At 69.1% G+C, this 14,160-nt stretch carries 17 protein-coding genes; 12 read left to right on the top strand and 5 right to left on the bottom strand.

Annotated features, from left to right (window positions below):
• The first annotated feature begins 5 nt into the window (after positions 1-5).
• The 3 genes from Q9R27_RS07700 (at position 6) to Q9R27_RS07690 (ending at position 3,459) form a co-directional block, all read left to right on the top strand.
• On the top strand, positions 6-1,535 hold the full coding sequence (locus Q9R27_RS07700; RefSeq protein WP_311251777.1) for a M15 family metallopeptidase: 1,530 nt from the start codon (positions 6-8) through the stop codon (positions 1,533-1,535).
• A 59-nt stretch (positions 1,536-1,594) separates the two neighbouring features.
• Positions 1,595-2,353 carry a 3-oxoacyl-ACP reductase FabG gene (locus Q9R27_RS07695; protein ID WP_311251776.1) on the top strand — a complete coding sequence of 253 codons (759 nt, stop codon included), beginning with the start codon at positions 1,595-1,597 and terminating at the stop codon, positions 2,351-2,353.
• Positions 2,354-2,436: 83 nt separating this feature from the next.
• On the top strand, positions 2,437-3,459 hold the full coding sequence (locus Q9R27_RS07690; protein WP_311251775.1) for a DUF3048 domain-containing protein: 1,023 nt from the start codon (positions 2,437-2,439) through the stop codon (positions 3,457-3,459).
• Here Q9R27_RS07690 and Q9R27_RS07685 read toward each other — a convergent pair.
• Positions 3,446-4,144, bottom strand: coding sequence for a TetR/AcrR family transcriptional regulator (locus Q9R27_RS07685; RefSeq protein ID WP_311251774.1), 699 nt, complete (start codon positions 4,142-4,144; stop codon positions 3,446-3,448). The two genes, Q9R27_RS07690 and Q9R27_RS07685, sit on opposite strands and share 14 nt — an antisense overlap.
• A gap of 132 nt (positions 4,145-4,276) precedes the next feature.
• Here Q9R27_RS07685 and Q9R27_RS07680 point away from each other — a divergent pair, with 132 nt between their 5' ends.
• From Q9R27_RS07680 to Q9R27_RS07660, 5 genes are all read left to right on the top strand, one after another.
• Positions 4,277-4,810 (top strand): hypothetical protein, encoded by a 534-nt coding sequence (locus tag Q9R27_RS07680; protein ID WP_311251773.1) that lies wholly within the window; start codon positions 4,277-4,279, stop codon positions 4,808-4,810.
• Positions 4,811-4,927: 117 nt separating this feature from the next.
• The gene (locus Q9R27_RS07675; protein WP_311251772.1) at positions 4,928-5,482 is read left to right on the top strand and encodes a YqgE/AlgH family protein; all 555 of its coding nucleotides are present in this window, start codon (positions 4,928-4,930) and stop codon (positions 5,480-5,482) included.
• A gap of 38 nt (positions 5,483-5,520) precedes the next feature.
• Complete coding sequence (locus Q9R27_RS07670; RefSeq protein ID WP_311252015.1) at positions 5,521-5,766, top strand: DUF3039 domain-containing protein; 246 nt, start codon at positions 5,521-5,523, stop codon at positions 5,764-5,766.
• Between the two features lie 38 nt (positions 5,767-5,804).
• Positions 5,805-7,577 (top strand): DEAD/DEAH box helicase, encoded by a 1,773-nt coding sequence (locus Q9R27_RS07665; protein ID WP_311251771.1) that lies wholly within the window; start codon positions 5,805-5,807, stop codon positions 7,575-7,577.
• Positions 7,578-7,614: 37 nt separating this feature from the next.
• A complete protein-coding gene (locus Q9R27_RS07660) occupies positions 7,615-8,250 on the top strand; it encodes a helix-turn-helix domain-containing protein (RefSeq protein WP_311251770.1) in 636 nt (211 codons plus the stop codon).
• Between the two features lie 55 nt (positions 8,251-8,305).
• Here Q9R27_RS07660 and Q9R27_RS07655 read toward each other — a convergent pair whose 3' ends face one another.
• A complete protein-coding gene (locus Q9R27_RS07655; RefSeq protein WP_311251769.1) occupies positions 8,306-8,791 on the bottom strand; it encodes an Lrp/AsnC family transcriptional regulator in 486 nt (161 codons plus the stop codon).
• Positions 8,792-8,872: 81 nt separating this feature from the next.
• Between Q9R27_RS07655 and hppD the strand changes: the two genes are divergently transcribed.
• A complete protein-coding gene (hppD, locus tag Q9R27_RS07650) occupies positions 8,873-10,096 on the top strand; it encodes a 4-hydroxyphenylpyruvate dioxygenase (protein ID WP_311251768.1) in 1,224 nt (407 codons plus the stop codon).
• A 7-nt stretch (positions 10,097-10,103) separates the two neighbouring features.
• Here the strand turns inward: hppD and Q9R27_RS07645 are convergent, their stop codons facing one another.
• Both Q9R27_RS07645 and Q9R27_RS07640 read right to left on the bottom strand, forming a co-directional pair.
• Positions 10,104-10,403, bottom strand: coding sequence for a DUF4873 domain-containing protein (locus Q9R27_RS07645; protein ID WP_311251767.1), 300 nt, complete (start codon positions 10,401-10,403; stop codon positions 10,104-10,106).
• Entirely contained in the window at positions 10,400-11,095 is a 696-nt protein-coding gene (locus tag Q9R27_RS07640; protein WP_311251766.1) for a TetR/AcrR family transcriptional regulator, read from the bottom strand. The genes Q9R27_RS07645 and Q9R27_RS07640 overlap by 4 nt, the downstream gene beginning before the upstream one ends.
• A 60-nt stretch (positions 11,096-11,155) precedes the next feature.
• Between Q9R27_RS07640 and Q9R27_RS07635 the strand changes: the two genes are divergently transcribed.
• From Q9R27_RS07635 to Q9R27_RS07625, 3 genes are read left to right on the top strand one after another with little or no spacing between them, the layout of a single operon-like run.
• A complete protein-coding gene (locus Q9R27_RS07635) occupies positions 11,156-12,067 on the top strand; it encodes a diiron oxygenase (protein WP_311251765.1) in 912 nt (303 codons plus the stop codon).
• A gap of 20 nt (positions 12,068-12,087) precedes the next feature.
• The gene (locus Q9R27_RS07630; protein ID WP_311251764.1) at positions 12,088-12,618 is read left to right on the top strand and encodes a DUF1697 domain-containing protein; all 531 of its coding nucleotides are present in this window, start codon (positions 12,088-12,090) and stop codon (positions 12,616-12,618) included.
• Between the two features lie 24 nt (positions 12,619-12,642).
• On the top strand, positions 12,643-13,419 hold the full coding sequence (locus Q9R27_RS07625; protein WP_311251763.1) for an enoyl-CoA hydratase-related protein: 777 nt from the start codon (positions 12,643-12,645) through the stop codon (positions 13,417-13,419).
• 9 nt (positions 13,420-13,428) lie between these two features.
• On the opposite strand, the gene Q9R27_RS07620 is transcribed toward Q9R27_RS07625, so the two are convergent.
• Positions 13,429-14,016 (bottom strand): nicotinamidase, encoded by a 588-nt coding sequence (locus Q9R27_RS07620; protein ID WP_311251762.1) that lies wholly within the window; start codon positions 14,014-14,016, stop codon positions 13,429-13,431.
• Positions 14,017-14,160 lie beyond the last annotated feature (144 nt).

Raw genomic sequence — 14,160 nt, 5'->3', positions numbered from 1 at the left:
GCCCCATGCACTCGGGAAAAGCATGGATTCTTGTCCGTTGGCTGGTCGCGGTCGTGGCGAGTCTGGTCGTGGTGATGGTGACGGTTCCCGCCACCGCCGATGAACCGGCGGATCCCTCGCCTCCCGTCTCCGACCAGTCGGAGCCGGAGCCCGGCGAACCTGGGCCCGGCGAACCTGAGCCCGGCGAACCGGAACCATCCGGACCCGAGCCCCAGCCGAGCGAGCCGGAACCCACCGTGCCGGAACCGACCGAGGTGCCGGTCGAGCCCGCCCCGTCGGCGGATCAGGTGGCGACCTCGCTCACGTTGACGGCGAGCCGTGGCCGCTCGGGGCGGCTGACGGCGTTGACCGCAACCCTCACCGATGCTGCCTCTGCCCCTGTCGCGGGCGCCGCGGTGACCATCCAGCGCCGTCAGGCCGGCGCGTGGACCGATGTTGACTCCGCGACGACCGATGGTGACGGAACTGTGACGGTGAAGGACGCCCTGGGCCGCAGCGACGAGGAGAATGCCTTCCGGGCCCGGTTCGCGGGCAATGCGGAGCGGCTCGGGTCCACTTCTGGCGAGGTCGTCCCCGAGTTGGTTGCCTGGCGGAGCTTCATCAGTCTGATCATGCCGCGGACGGTGCGCGACGAGAGTTACATCGACCTGACCGTCTATTGGCGCGACTCGATGGCGCAACCCATCGACGGACCGTTGGTGCAGATCCAGCGGAAGTCCGGCAACGCGTGGGTCACCGTGCGGACCATGGCCTCCGGATCCGACGGCCGCTCGACCTGGTCGGTCATGATCCGCAGCGACAGTCAGTGGCGAGCGATCGCGGTGGGTGCTGACTGGGTCGAGGGCGCCACCAGCACGGTGCGGACGCTGGACAACCAGCCTCCGCGTGCGCCGGTCTCGTTGTCCTCGTCCGCTCCGAAGCCGACGGTCAGGGTCCCCGCACAGCCACGCTCCACCGTCTCGGGGCCGAACGTGGTGATCACGACGATCCCGGACAGTGTGTGGGCGGAGATGAACGGTGTCACGTGGACCAGCGGCTGCCCGGTCGGTCGCAGTGACCTGCGGCTCGTGCGGATGAACTACTGGGCCTTTGACGGCTATCGCCGACGTGGGGAGATCGTCGTACACAAGGACATCGCGACCAAGACAGGCAAGGCGTTCACGTCGCTCTACAAGCGCCGGATCCCGATCCGGAGCATGTATCGCGTGGACCGCTTCGGCTACAACGCGTCGCTGCGTGGGGGCGACGACCACAAGTCGATGGCAGCCGACAACACCTCTGCCTTCAACTGCCGTCGTGTGGTCGGCAATCCGAATGCCATCTCGCCCCACGCCTACGGAAAGGCGATCGACATCAACCCGTGGGAGAACCCCTACCGCTCGTCGCAGGGATACACCCCGAACACCTGGTGGCCCTCGCGCTCGCACGCGGAGGTGGCGTGGCGAAACTCGCGCCACATCGTGGTCCACATGATGAAGTACTACGGGTTCCGGTGGACGTACGGCGCCGGGGACCTGCACCACTTCGACGGTTAGAGTGGCGATGCCGGGCGATTCGTCCGGCCCCAGCCACGAGGACAGCCAAGGAGAAGAACATGGGTCGTTTCGACGGACGCGTAGCGGTGATCACCGGGGCAGCCCGGGGGATCGGGTTCGGGATCGCGGAGCGGTTCGCCGCGGAGGGTGCCTCGATCGCGATCCTCGACCTGGACGAGTCCGCTGCCGCTGAGGCAGCGGGTCGGCTCGACGCTGCCAAGGCCGTCGGGATCGGCGCGGACGTCAGCGACGCGGCCTCGGTCGACGCCGCGATCGAGCGCGTCGTCGGCGACCTGGGTGGGATCCACATCCTGGCCAACAATGCCGGCATCACCCGCGACAACCTGCTCTTCAAGATGACCGAGGACGACTGGGACCTGGTCATGGGGGTGCACCTCAAGGGCGCCTTCCTGATGACGAAGGCGGCCCAGAAGCACTTCGTCGAGCAGAAGTACGGCAAGATCCTCAACATCTCCAGCGTCTCCGCGCTCGGCAACCGCGGCCAGGCGAACTACTCGGCAGCCAAGATGGGCATCCAGGGCTTCACCCGCACCCTGGGCATCGAACTGGGCCCGTTCGGCATCAACGCGAATGCCATTGCGCCGGGATTCATCGCCACCGAGATGACCGACGCCACCGCAGCCCGGCTGAAGATGGACGTCGACGAGTTCCGCAAGCTCAACGCCGAGGCGAACCCGGTCCGCCGGGTCGGCTTCCCCGAGGACATCGCCGCCGCTGCCGCCTTCCTGTGCAGCGACGAGGCCTCCTACATCACCGGGCAGACCCTGTACGTCGACGGCGGCGCCAAGCTCGGCTGAGCCGAAGAGGCGCGCCTCCCGGGATTCGGGGGGCGCGCCTTGGACAATGACCCTGTCCCGCTAGCAATCCCTTGGAGTTTCACGTGCGCCGTCTTCGCCTCACTGTTGCTGCGCTGGCCACCGCCAGCATGGTCCTCGCCGGTTGCGGTGGGGGAGATGACGAAGCCGCACCCCCGAACCAGGATTCCTCCCAAGCGCCGGAGACCACACCCGAGGAGCCCGCCGAGCCGGCAACCTGGCCGCTCACCGGCCTCCCGGTCGAGGGAGACGGCGACGGATCGGCCGACCACCCGGTGTACGTCGTCAAGGTCGACAACACGGGCCCGTCACGGCCGCAGGTCGGCCTGGGCAGTGCCGACCTGGTGGTCGAGGAACTCGTCGAGGGTGGCAGCACACGGTTGGCGGTCTTCTTCTACTCACAACTGCCCGAGCAGGTCGGTCCGGTCCGCTCGATGCGGGCCTCGGACATCGGCATCGTCAAGCCGGTCGCGGGGGAGATGGTGACCAGCGGTGCCGCTTCCAAGACCTACCGCAGGATCCAGCAGGCGGGCATCACCTGGCACGAGGAGGGGACCAAGGGGATCTCGCGCGACCGGAGCCGTCGGGCGCCGTACAACGTGATGGCGAACCTGGCCACGCTGGCCTCTGCCGCCAGCGGTGGTGAGCGCCCGGCCGACTACCTGGTGTGGGGGGATGGCTCCGACCTGCCCGACGGCGAGGCAGCGACCACGATCGCGGCCAAGTTCTCCGGCGGACAGACCTCGCGGTGGACCTGGACCGACGAGGGCTACGCCTTGGACAACGACAAGGCGGGTGCGGGGGACAACTTCGTCGCCACCAACGTCCTGGTGGTCCGTGCCGTGCTCGGTGACGCCGGCTACAAGGATCCTGCCGGCAATCCGGTGCCCGAGACGAAGTTCGAGGGCAGCGGCGAGGGTGTCCTCTTCCACGGGGGCAAGGCCGTCGAGGTGACCTGGTCCAAGGACGGCGTCGGCGGCCAGTTGAAGCTGGAGACCGCGGACGGTGCCGCGGTGTCGGTGCCGGCCGGGAAGACCTGGATCGAACTGGTGCCGACCAGCGGGAACGCCGGGCTCAGCTACCAGTAACGGGGTCCACGAGCTCGACGCCCTGGTCGACGAGTGCGCGCATGCCCTGGAGCATGAATCCGATGGCAGCCTCGACTCGGGCGCTGGTCTCCTCGGGAGCCTCGGAGGTGGCGACGCTGTCGCCGGCGCTGCTGAGCGCACCGAAGAAGATCCGGGTGAAGACCTCGATCATCGGCTGCTCGAGTTCCCAGGGGCCGGCGGAGAGCACGTTGTCGACGATGTCCAGCACGATCGCGAACGAGGACCGTTCCTCACGCTCGCGGAACCGTTCATAGCCGAGGACGGCCGGGCCTTCCTGGATGACGACCCGACGGTACGTCGGGTCCTGCACCACCTCGAGGAAGGCACGCAGCCCGTCGAGTGACTTCTGCCAGGGGTCCTTGCTGCCCTTGACGGCCTTGGAGATGGCCTCGGCGGCCATCGTCTCGACCTGGGCGAAGACAGCCTCGAAGAGCGCCTGCTTGCCGCTGTAGTGGTGGTAGAGCGCACCCTTGGTGACCTGGGCATCGGAGACGATCGCGTCCAGCGAGGTGGATGCATAGCCGTGCTCGGTGAAGAGCTTCGCCGCGGCCTCGACCAGGGCCCGCTTGGTGGATGCCGAGTATTGGGCGCGGCGCGAGGCGCCGGGCAGGTCCGGAAGGGTCGGCAGGTTGTTCATCAGACGCTTCGCCGCGGACTTGCTCATGGGGGGAGTCTAGGGGGAGTCCACCGCTGGCTGTGTCGGAGGTCACGCAGTGGAAAGTTTGAGTACCCGCGGTCGGGTACATACTCTGAGTACGTACCGCCGGTACGCAACTCATTCCGAAGGAGCTGCACCATGACCTGGGAAGCCTTTCACTCCCGTGGAGACGTCCTCCGCCGGGTGTTCGCCGAGGTGGCGATCCGCCGCGACGGACGACTCCCGATGGACCTTCCGGGCGTCGCCGAGACGTTCCGCGACGAGCTCGACTTGCTCGGCGCCCTACAACTCCGCTGGCACACCCGTCTGCACGGCCAGCTCGAGCGCCAGCTGCACCTGGAGCCGATGGACCTCGATGCTGCGGTGATCGCCGCTTGGCGGGCCACCGCCGACGAGATCCCCGGGATCCGGGAGATCCAGGACCACTACCTGGCCAACCCGACCAGTGTCGAGATGGCCCGGGCGACCACGATGGCGTCCGCCCGTGAGCGCCAGATGCTGGCGCTGATCGCCGGCCGTGTCTCCACCCTGGAGGCCGACGAGCACGGCGACCGGATCGGTGCCGAACTGGAGGCCGAAGCGCGCCGTGGCTACCGACTCCCCGAGCCGGTCCGTCCGCCGGCCAACGTGACCTTTCTCGACCGGATCCGGGCGGCCATGAACGCCGCTTGATCCCGCCAGGCCAGACGGCCCCGGCCCCGACGCACGCGGACTCTCCCTCCGCGCTCCCTCCCTCCCTGCGTCGGGCCCCGGGGCCGTCGTCCTTCCCGGGCTGACATGCTGGGTCCCATGCAGCCCCGCCCCGGAACCCTGTTGGTCGCCAGCGCCGTCCTGGCCGACCCGAACTTCGCGGAAACGGTGGTGCTGCTGATCGACGCCGACGCGGACGGGGCCCTCGGAGTGGTGCTCAACCGCCCCACACCGATCCTCGTCGCCGACGTCCTTGAGCCGTGGCGCGACGCGGTGGAGCCGCCGGAGGTCCTCTTCCGCGGCGGACCGGTTGCCGTGGACGGTGCCCTGGCGCTGGGACGGCTGCTGGTCCCCGACGACGAACCGGTCGGCTTCAAGCGTGCCTTCGGCATCGTCGGACTGGTCGACCTCGATGCCCCCGTCGAGATGGTGGAGGGCGGCCTGGACGCGATGCGGGTCTTCGCCGGGTACGCCGGCTGGGGGCCGGGCCAACTCGAGGCGGAGATCGCCGAGGGCAGTTGGTACGTCGTCCCGTCCGAGCCGGGTGATCTCTTCCGCGAGGACACCGACACGCTGCGCCGCGACGTACTGCGCCGCCAGCCCGGCGACCTGGCGTGGGCTGCGACACGTCCCGCTGACCCGTTGATGAATTAGCCGCTCCCGCGGCCTATGGTGGATCCGTGAGCAACCCCATCGGATTCGGCCAGACAGACGTCCTCGAGGACCTTCGCACGGTCCCGACCGACGAGGGTGGCCACGAGCGCTTCTCGCACTACGCCCCCAAGGACAAGGTGATGGAGGCGATGGTGATGGGCACCCCGGTGACGGCCCTGTGCGGCAAGACCTGGGTGCCGAGCCGCGCACCGGAGAAGTTCCCGGTCTGCCCCGAGTGCAAGGAGATCTGGGAGAGCCTGCCCCATGGCGGAGGGGCCGAGTGACGGGAGGGCCCTCGAGCCAGCCAGTCACCCAAGCATCCGTGCCACTGACTCCGGCTTGGCCGGAGCGCGCGGCGTGGGGGACGGCGCAGTCGTTGCGGGCCTGGCAGTCGGCTGCCCTCGAGAAGTACTTCACCAACAACCCGCGCGACTTCCTCGCAGTCGCCACGCCCGGTGCCGGGAAGACGACCTTCGCGCTGACCGTGGCGGCCGAGCTGCTGGGCCGCCGGATCGTGGAGCGGGTCACCATCGTCGCCCCCACCGAGCACCTGAAGACTCAATGGGCCCTGGCTGCCGAGCGTGCCGGCATCCCGATCGACCCCAACTATTCGGCGGGCCAGGGCAAGACCTCGAAGGACTTCGTCGGCGTCGCCCTGACCTATGCCGGGGTTGCGGTCAACCCGCTGGCGCACCGGATCCGAACCGAGCGGTTCAAGACCTTGGTGATCCTCGACGAGGTGCATCACGCGGGCGACGCGCTCTCGTGGGGCGACGGCCTGCGCGAGGCATTCGAGCCGGCCCATCGCCGGCTCGCCCTGACCGGTACGCCGTTCCGCTCCGACGCCAACCCGATCCCGTTCGTCACCTACGTTCCGGACCCGGCCCAGGGGCCGGGTGTCAGGGTCTCGGTGCCGGACTACACCTATGGCTACGGGCAAGCCCTGGCCGACCACGTCGTCCGCCCGGTCCTCTTCATGGCCTACTCCGGGCAGATGCAGTGGCGCACCCGTGCCGGCGACGAGATCTCCGCACGCCTCGGGGAACCGCTCACCAAAGACCAGGCCGCCCAGGCGCTGCGCACCGCACTCGACCCGAAGGGGTCTTGGATGCCGTCGGTGCTGCAGGCGGCCGACCGCCGCCTCTCCGAGGTACGCCGCCACGTCCCCGACGCCGGTGGACTGGTGATCGCCACCGACCAGGACTCCGCCCGCGCCTATGCCCGCCTCCTCAAGGGCATCACCGGCCAGGCCCCGACCGTGGTCCTCTCCGACGAGAAGGCAGCCTCGAAGAAGATCGCCGCCTTCACTGACTCCGACGACCGGTGGATGGTTGCGGTCCGGATGGTCTCCGAGGGCGTCGACGTACCGCGACTGGCCGTCGGTGTCTATGCGACCACCACCTCCACGCCACTCTTCTTCGCCCAGGCGATCGGCCGCTTCGTGCGCGCCCGCAAGCGCGGCGAGACCGCCTCGGTCTTCTTGCCGTCGGTGCCGAACCTGCTGCTCCACGCCTCGGGGATGGAGGTCGAGCGCGACCACGTGCTGGGCCGCAAGGTCACCGACGAGGACGACATCTTCGCGGCCGAGCAGGACCTCCTCGACCAGGCCAACGCCGACCAGGGCGCCTCGGCGGAGGAAGCGGCCGGACCGTGGGAGGCACTGGACTCCCGGGCCACCTTCGACCGGGTCCTCTTCGACGGGGGCGAGTTCGGCCATGCCGGTGAGGTCCACGTCGGCTCCGAGGAGGAGATGGACTTCCTGGGCATCCCCGGCCTCCTGGAGCCCGACCAGGTGCGGGCTCTGCTCCGCACCCGGCAGAGCGAGCGGGCGGCGAAGCAGAAGACAGCCGGTCGGGCGGAGTCCAAGGGCGACACCGTCGCCGAGGTGAGCACCCACGAACAACTGGCGATCCTGCGCCGGGAACTGAACGGACTCGTCGCCGCCTGGCACCACCGCACCGGCCAGCCCCACGGGGTCACCCATGCCGCGCTGCGCAAGGCAACCGGGGGACCGGCCGCGGCCGTCGCCTCGGCCGTGGTGTTGCGCAAGCGGATCGACCTGGTCCGCGACTGGGCTCTCCAGCAGAGTTCCTGACCACCACGGCGCGGCGGAGCCGATAGGCTCTGGCGTCATGGCAACGGAGACCTCCCAGACACTTGACCGCGGCCTGCAGGTGCTGCGGGTGCTCTCCGAGACCCAGGCCGGAATGACCATCACCGAGCTCGCCCAGCGGCTCGAGGTGAACCGGACCGTGGTCTATCGCCTGGTCGCCACCCTTGAGCAGCATGCCCTGGTCCGCCGCGACACTCACGCCCGCCTCCACGTCGGGCTGGGGGTCCTGCACCTGGCCGCAGCCGTGCAGCCGGTGCTGCGGCACAGCGCCGTACCGGTGCTGCGCAAGCTCGCCGACGCCTCTGGTTGCACTGCGCACCTGACCGTTGCCGATGGGGACGAGGCCCTGGCCCTGGCCGTGGTCGAACCGACCTGGACCGACTTCCACGTCTCCTATCGCGTGGGTGCCCGGCACCCGCTCGACCAGGGAGCTGCCGGCAAGGCGATCCTGATGCTGCGTGACGACCCCGACTCCCGCTTCGCGGTCACCGCCGGCGAACTCCAGGCCGGGGCCAAGGGGCTGGCCGCCCCGGTGCGTGGAGTGGAGGGGCTCAACGCCTCGGTCGGCATCGTCACGCTCGGCAAGCTGGACGTGGAGAAGGTGGGCCCGATGGTTGCCGCCGCCTCCGTCGAGGTCGCCAAGCGCCTGGCCTGACCCACGAACGCTCACTCGTTGTGTCGCGAACGCTCAATCATTGATGCGCGAAAGCTCATTCGTTGTCGTCCGGCTGAGGGGCGGCGCGTGCCAGCGGCAACACGCGGTAGCCAACCTGGCGGGCCAGGCCGATCACTGTCGTGGAGCGGACGATCGCCGGGTCGACCAGCACCCGGTCGATCACCCGCTGCAGGTCCGCATTGGAGCGCGCCACCACCCGCACCCACATGTCCCCGGCTCCGGTGATCGTGTAGGCCTCGAGGACTTCCGGCACCTGCTCCAGCCGGGCCGCGACCTTGTCATGACCGGCGTCGGTGGCGTCCTGGCGGATCTCCAGGGTCAGGAAGGCGGTCACCGGATAGCCGAGTGCCTGCGGATCCAGGTCGGGTCCCCATCCGGTGACGATGCCGCGTGCCTCCAGCTTGTCGAGGCGTGCCTGGACGGTCCCGCGGGCCACGCCCAGGCGTCGCGACGCCTCGAGGACGCCGATCCGCGGCTCTCGGGCGAAGAGATCGAGCAATGTGGCATCAAGCGCGTCCATCTGGCACCCTTCTCTGAACAAATTGCGCAGTGTTCCGTCGTACTGTTGCACACCTTGCCTGATGAACGACACCCTGAAGCCATGACGACCCAGACGCATGCGAGCCACGCGCACTCGACCCTGACCGCGCTCACCCACGAGGAGGAGCAGGCCGGTCTCTCCCTGGACCAGCTCAAGCAACTCGTCGGCCTGGTGGAGTACGACGCCTCGGCCGACCCGTTCCCGGTCACCGCGATGGACGCCGTCTGCTTCGTGGTGGGCAACGCCACGCAGGCGGCGACGTTCTATCAACTGGCGATGGGCATGGAACTGGAGGCCTACCGCGGCCCGGAGAACGGCTGTCGCGACGCCAAGTCCTACGTGCTGCGCTCGGGCTCGGCCCGATTCGTCTTCACTGGCGGGGTCACGCCGGAGTCCCCGCTGCTCGACCACCACCGCCGCCACGGCGACGGTGTCGTCGACCTGGCCCTGGAGGTGCCCGACGTGGACACCTGCATCGAGCACGCCCGCGCGGTCGGCGCCACCATCCTCGAGGAACCCCACGACGAGTCCGACGAGCACGGCACCATCCGCCGCGCTGCCATCGCGACGTACGGCGAGACCCGGCACACCTTGATCGACCGGAGCCGGTACGACGGGCCCTACCTGCCCGGGTACGTCGCCCGCACCAGCGCCCTGACGAAGGGGAAGCGCCTTTTCCAGGCCGTCGACCACTGCGTGGGCAACGTAGAGCTCGGCCGGATGGACGAGTGGGTGGAGTTCTACAACAAGGTGATGGGCTTCACGAACATGGCCGAGTTCATCGGCGACGACATCGCGACCGACTATTCGGCGTTGATGTCCAAGGTCGTCGCCAGCGGCAACCGCCGGGTGAAGTTCCCGCTCAACGAGCCGGCGATCGCGCAGAAGAAGTCGCAGATCGACGAATACCTCGAGTTCTACGACGGCGCCGGCTGCCAGCACATCGCCCTGGCCACCGGGGACATCCTGCGCAGCGTCGACATCCTGCGCGAGAACGGCATCGAGTTCCTCGACACCCCCGACTCCTACTACGACGACCCGGAGTTGCGGGCCCGGATCGGCGAGGTGCGGGTGCCGATCGAGGAACTGAAGAAGCGCAAGATCCTGGTCGACCGCGACGAGGACGGCTACCTGCTGCAGATCTTCACCAAGCCGATGGGGGACCGGCCGACGGTCTTCTACGAGTTCATCGAGCGGCACGGTTCGCTCGGCTTCGGCAAGGGGAACTTCAAGGCCCTCTTCGAGGCGATCGAGCGCGAGCAGGAGTTGCGCGGCAACCTCTGACGCAGGGTCAGCCCGGGATCGGTGGGGTCCCGGTGCCGGTGATCCGGAACCGGCCCCACGGGTCGACGTCGCTGAGCTTGCCCTGCGCGCTGGCCGTGCCGACGGAGAGCGTCACCGTGCCGCCGCCGCGGACCGCTTCGTCGAGTTCCTTGCTGGCACTGATGCGCCCGATCCAGTGCAGGTGGCCGTCGATCGGTTCGAAGTGGCTGTGCAGGTGCACCTCGACCGCGATCTCGGCATCGCCTGCGGTGATGGTGGCGGGGCCGTCGTATTCATCCGGGGTGACGGCGAGGTCGTCGGTGCTCATGGCTGCTCCTTGCGGATCGGCGTGACGGTGGCGGGCAGTTCGTCCAGCACGCTCAGTGGTACGCCGTACTCGTCGCTGATCCCTGCGAAGGCGTGCCAGACGAAGTCGGTGAGATAGCGGGCCGCGGCGGCCTGAGACATGGTCCGCCGGACTAGCCACCACTCGCCGACCGAGAGCCCGAGCCCTACCAGGCCGTGTGCCCACGGCTCGGCCCCGGCGGAGTCGACGCCGAGACGGCGCAGGCCGTCACCGATCACCCGGGCGAAAGTGGCGGCGATCTGCTCCTTGCCGTCGGTGAGCGCATCGCCGGCGGTGCGGTGCTGGACGACCAGCAGGAAGACCTGCGGGTGGGTGGCGATCGCGTCGAAGTAGCCGTCCACGGCTGCGGCCACCTTGTCCCGGATCGCCGCATCGGTGAGCAGGGGAGGGACCACGTGGTCCAGCACGTGCTGGGCTGCCCAGGCGCCGACCGCCGCATGGAGTTCGGACTTGTCGCTGAAGTAGCGGTAGAGAACCGGCTTGCTGACCCCGGCCTCGGCAACGATGTCCGCCACGCTGGCGGCCGGTCCGAGCCGGTCGATCGCCGCGACCGCATGCGCGACCAGTTCGGTACGCCGTTGCTGGCGGTGGTCGTTCCAGCGCGAGGTGCGCCCGTCGGGCGGCGGGTCGGGATGCTTGACGTTGCGGGCCATGTGGTCCACCCTAGCGTTATCCGTTACTCGAAGTAACAGTTATTGAAGGGCGAGTTTCCGATGACGATCACCGACCCGCGCACCTCACCGATACCCGGGCACGCCGTCGCCGAGCGCCTGCTCAACTCCTCGGCCCGGCACTCCTATGACCCCGAGATCGACATCGACTGGGACGCGCCCCCCGTGCCGGACATGTTCTGGATGCAACCGGAACGGATGTCCCTCTACGGCACGCCCCTGTGGGACTCGCTCAGCCGCGAGCAGCAGATCACCCTCTCCATGCACGAGGTCGCCTCGATCGCCAGCGTCGGGCTCTGGTTCGAGATCATCCTGATGCAGCTCCTGCTGCGTGACGTCTACCAGCAGGACCCGCGCGCACCCCGCACCCACTACGCCCTGACCGAGATCGCCGACGAGTGCCGCCACTCGCTGATGTTCGGCAAGGCGATCGGGAAGATGGGCATCCCTGCCTATGGGCCACGACCGGCCTTCCACAAGCTGGGGCGGATCTATCCCAGCATCGCCCGGGGAGCGGCGGCGTACGCCTCGATCCTGATCGGGGAGGAGCCGGTCGACCGCTGGCAGCGCGACATGATGAAGCGCGATGACATCCAGCCGCTGACCCGGATGGTGGCCCGGATCCACGTGATCGAGGAGGCCCGCCACGTCACCTTCGCCCGCGCCGAGCTCGAGCGGGAAGTGGCCCGCCTCTCGCGCGCCGAGCGACTCATTGCGCAGACCGTGACGGCCCAGGGTGCCTACGTGATGATGCGCTCGCTGGTGCACCCCGATGTCTATGCGTCGGTCGGCATCGACCCCCGGGAGGGACGGCGTACGGCGCTGGGCAATCCCCACTACCGCGCCACCATCGCCTGGATGGGGGAGAAGGTGATGCCCTACCTCGAAGAGCAGGGGATGGTCGGGGACGGTCACAACCGCAAGGCGTGGCGGGCCTCGTTCCTGCTGCCCTGAACCGGTGGCAGGATGGCCCCATGCCGTCGTACGTCGCCTTCCTCCGCGCCATCAACCTCGGCGCGAAGCGGAAGTTCCCCAAGGACGACATCCGGGCCGCCGTGGAGCGGTGCGGGTTCACCGACGTGGAGACCCACATCAACACCGGCAACGTCCGGCTGACCACGACGATGCGCTCCCGGGAGCGGATCGAGGCGAAGCTCGAGGAAGCGTTCCTGGCCGACCGCGACTTCGAGGTGCCGACCGTCGTCTTCCCGACCGCCGAGTTCGCTGCGATCGCCCGGGACGCGGAGGAGTTGACCAGCCCGGCGCTGGCCCGGCACTACATCTGGTTGCTCAAGGAGGAGCCGGCGCCGGAGACGGTTGCCGCCGTGCACGACCTGGCCCGCGACGACCACCGCGCCGTGGTCCGGGGCCGGGCCTGCCACCTGCTCCTGGCCGAGGGTTACCAGGACGGCACCGTCGATCCGCTCCGGGTGGAGAAGCACCTGGGCATAGCCACCAACCGCAACGTCAACGTGGTCACCACGCTGGCCACCAAGTGGTGCTGAGCCCGCAACCACTACGGTGCTGCCATGACCACACCCGGCCTCGTCGTCACCGAGAACGCCTCCGTCCTGACCATCCGCTTCGACCGACCCGAGGCGTTCAACGCCTTCACAGGTGAGATGGTGCTCGAGACCAGCCGCCTGCTGGAGACGGCGAGCGCCCGCGACGACGTACGCGTGGTGGTGCTCACCGGCACCGGGGCCGCCTTCAGCACCGGCGCCGACATCGGCGGGGAGAACGCGCACGAGAACTTCGACGTGCGCGCCCTGGACGCGGCCAACCGCCTGGTCCGTGCGATCGTCAACTGCGACAAGCTCGTGGTGGCCGGGGTGAACGGCATCGCTGCTGGCGTCGGGCTCTCCGCTGCGCTGGCCTGCGACCTCCACGTGTGCGCGGAATCGGCGGCGTTCCTGCTCGCCTTCGCCCGGGTCGGCCTGATGCCCGACGGAGGCGCGAGCGTCACCGTCGCCTCGGCGATCGGCCGTGCCCGCACCATGCGCCTGGCCATGCTCGCCGAACCCCTGCCGGCGAAGGAGGCGTACGACGCCGGCCTGGTCTCGCACCTGGTCCCGGACGCGGAGTTCGACGCCGCGCTGGGCAGCCTGGCCAAGCGGCTGAGCCATGGTGCCCCGCTCGCCCAGGCGGCCACCAAGCGCTCGGTCAACGCGGCCGCGCTCGGGGCGCTGGAGCCCGCGCTGGAATATGAACGGACCACGCAGACGATGCTGCTCGGCACCCGCGACGTGGCCGAGGGGATGCGGGCGTTCTCCGAGAAGCGGAAGCCCACCTTCACCGGCGAGTGAGCACGCGCCTCAGTCCGCGACGGTGACGCCCGCGGAGCGCATCTCGGCGACGGCGGCCTCGGTGCTCTCGGGGGCAACCCCGGCGCACAGATCCAGGAGCAGGCGCACGTCGAACCCGGCCGCGACGGCGTCCAGGGCGGTGGCGCGCACGCAGTAGTCGGTGGCGATGCCGCAGACGTCGACCTCGGTGACGCCCTTGGCCTTGAGCCAGTCGGCCAGTCCCTGGTCCTCGGTGTTCTTGCCCTCGAACCCGGAGTACGCCGCCTCGTATTCACCCTTGCGGAAGATCGAGTCGAACGGTTGCGGGTCCAGGTTGGGGTGGAACGCCTCGCCCTCGGTGCCGACCTTGCAGTGCACAGGCCACGACTCGCGGAAGTCGGGTTCTGTGCCGTGCGGGGCCCAGTGGCTGCCCGGATCGATGTGGTGGTCCTTGGTGGCCACCACGTGCGACCACGCCCGGTCGTCGGGTGCCTGTGCGGACCACGCCCGGAGCTCCTGCCCCACGCCGTGGGCGACCTGGGCGCCGCCAGCCACGGCGAGCGATCCGCCCTCACAGAAGTCGTTCTGCACGTCTACCACGATCAATGCCCTGGTCATGGGGCCACCCTAGCCCGCTCCCGTTCGGAGGTGCCGCCGGGATCGAGTGGTCACTGGGAGAGGTGAAACGGGGTGATTCGTCTCTCCCAGTGACCACTCGTCGGGCGGGTTCTCCACAGGCGCCGGTTTCGGGGTGTCGCCGTC

Source organism: Nocardioides sp. AE5 (assembly GCF_031844485.1).
GTDB lineage: Bacteria > Actinomycetota > Actinomycetes > Propionibacteriales > Nocardioidaceae > Nocardioides.
The sequence above is the reverse complement of the archived record's forward strand: the minus strand, read 5'-3'. Positions and strand labels throughout refer to the sequence as shown.

Excerpts from the sequence above, each read along its gene's own strand:
- Q9R27_RS07700 (WP_311251777.1), top strand. The coding sequence starts at position 6 with ATGCACTCGGGAAAAGCATGGATTCTTGTCCGTTGGCTGGTCGCGGTC.
- Q9R27_RS07695 (WP_311251776.1), top strand. The coding sequence starts at position 1,595 with ATGGGTCGTTTCGACGGACGCGTAGCGGTGATCACCGGGGCAGCCCGG.
- Q9R27_RS07685 (WP_311251774.1), bottom strand. The coding sequence starts at position 4,144 with ATGAGCAAGTCCGCGGCGAAGCGTCTGATGAACAACCTGCCGACCCTT.
- Q9R27_RS07680 (WP_311251773.1), top strand. The coding sequence starts at position 4,277 with ATGACCTGGGAAGCCTTTCACTCCCGTGGAGACGTCCTCCGCCGGGTG.
- Q9R27_RS07675 (WP_311251772.1), top strand. The coding sequence starts at position 4,928 with ATGCAGCCCCGCCCCGGAACCCTGTTGGTCGCCAGCGCCGTCCTGGCC.
- Q9R27_RS07660 (WP_311251770.1), top strand. The coding sequence starts at position 7,615 with ATGGCAACGGAGACCTCCCAGACACTTGACCGCGGCCTGCAGGTGCTG.
- Q9R27_RS07655 (WP_311251769.1), bottom strand. The coding sequence starts at position 8,791 with ATGGACGCGCTTGATGCCACATTGCTCGATCTCTTCGCCCGAGAGCCG.
- hppD (WP_311251768.1), top strand. The coding sequence starts at position 8,873 with ATGACGACCCAGACGCATGCGAGCCACGCGCACTCGACCCTGACCGCG.
- Q9R27_RS07645 (WP_311251767.1), bottom strand. The coding sequence starts at position 10,403 with ATGAGCACCGACGACCTCGCCGTCACCCCGGATGAATACGACGGCCCC.
- Q9R27_RS07640 (WP_311251766.1), bottom strand. The coding sequence starts at position 11,095 with ATGGCCCGCAACGTCAAGCATCCCGACCCGCCGCCCGACGGGCGCACC.
- Q9R27_RS07635 (WP_311251765.1), top strand. The coding sequence starts at position 11,156 with ATGACGATCACCGACCCGCGCACCTCACCGATACCCGGGCACGCCGTC.
- Q9R27_RS07630 (WP_311251764.1), top strand. The coding sequence starts at position 12,088 with ATGCCGTCGTACGTCGCCTTCCTCCGCGCCATCAACCTCGGCGCGAAG.
- Q9R27_RS07625 (WP_311251763.1), top strand. The coding sequence starts at position 12,643 with ATGACCACACCCGGCCTCGTCGTCACCGAGAACGCCTCCGTCCTGACC.
- Q9R27_RS07620 (WP_311251762.1), bottom strand. The coding sequence starts at position 14,016 with ATGACCAGGGCATTGATCGTGGTAGACGTGCAGAACGACTTCTGTGAG.